The 1,148-nt window shown below is 75.1% G+C and carries 1 protein-coding gene; it reads left to right on the top strand.

What is annotated here, in order from left to right; genetic code table 11:
• Nucleotides 1-3: 3 nt before the first annotated feature.
• Nucleotides 4-1,148, top strand: a 1,145-nt coding sequence (nagA, locus tag ACFY2K_RS43485; RefSeq protein WP_387718682.1) for an N-acetylglucosamine-6-phosphate deacetylase, incomplete at its 3' end; no start/stop codon positions are given.

Here is a 1,148-nt window from a genome sequence, read left to right as displayed (position 1 = left end):
GCCCTGTCCGGCGCCCGGCTCGTCCTGCCCGGCGGGGTCGTCGACGGCGGCCGCCTGGCCGTCCAGGGCGAGCGCATCGCCGCCCTCTCCCCCGCGGCGAGCGGCGGTGAAGCCGAACCGGGCGACCTCGACCTGACCGGCCACACCGTCGTCCCCGGCTTCGTCGACCTGCACGTCCACGGCGGCGGCGGCGCCTCCTACGCCTCCGGCATCGCCGAGGAGGCCCTGCACGCCGCCCGCACCCACCTCGCCCACGGCACCACCACCACCGTCGCCTCCACCGTCACCGGCGAGATCGACGAAGTCGCCCGCCAGGCCGCCGTCCTCTCCGAACTCGCCGAGGACGGCACCCTCGCCGGCGTCCACTTCGAGGGCCCCTTCATCTCCCACAACCGCTGCGGCGCCCACCGCCCCGACCTGCTGCGCAACCCCGACCCCGCCCTGGTGCGCAAACTCGTCGACGCCGCCCGCGGCCACGCCAGGATGGTCACCCTCGCCCCCGAACTCCCCGGCGGCCTCGACTCCGTCCGCATGCTCGCCGACCTCGGCGTCATCGCCGCCGTCGGCCACACCGACTCCGACTACGCCACCACCCTCGAAGCCATCGACGCCGGCGCCACCGTCGCCACCCACCTCTTCAACGCCATGCCCGGCATCGCCCACCGCGCCCCCGGCCCCATCGTCGCCCTCCTGGAGGACGAACGCGTCACCGTCGAACTCATCAACGACGGCGTCCACCTCCACCCCTCCGTCCTCGACCTCGCCTACGGCACCGCCGGCGCCAACCGGGTCGCCCTCATCACCGACGCCATGGGCGCCGCCGGCATGGGCGACGGCCTCTACCCCCTCGGCCCCCTCCAGGTCCGCGTCGAGAACGGCGTCGCCCGGCTGGTCGAGGGCGGCGCGATCGCCGGCTCCACGCTCACCCTGGACGTGGCCTTCAAGCGCTCGGTGACCGTCAACGGCCTGTCCCTCGCCCAGACCGTCGAGTCGCTCAGCGCCACCCCGGCCCGCCTGCTCGGCCTCGCCGACTCGGTCGGCTCCCTGGAGACCGGCAAGCTCGCCGACCTCGTCGTCCTCGACTCCGACACCTACGACCTGGTCGCCGTGATGCGCCGCGGCCGCTGGGCCGTCGGCGGCGACCGCTT

Source organism: Kitasatospora sp. NPDC001309 (genome assembly GCF_042896295.1).
Classification (GTDB): Bacteria; Actinomycetota; Actinomycetes; order Streptomycetales; family Streptomycetaceae; genus Kitasatospora.
This window is presented reverse-complemented; position numbering and strand designations above follow the sequence as displayed.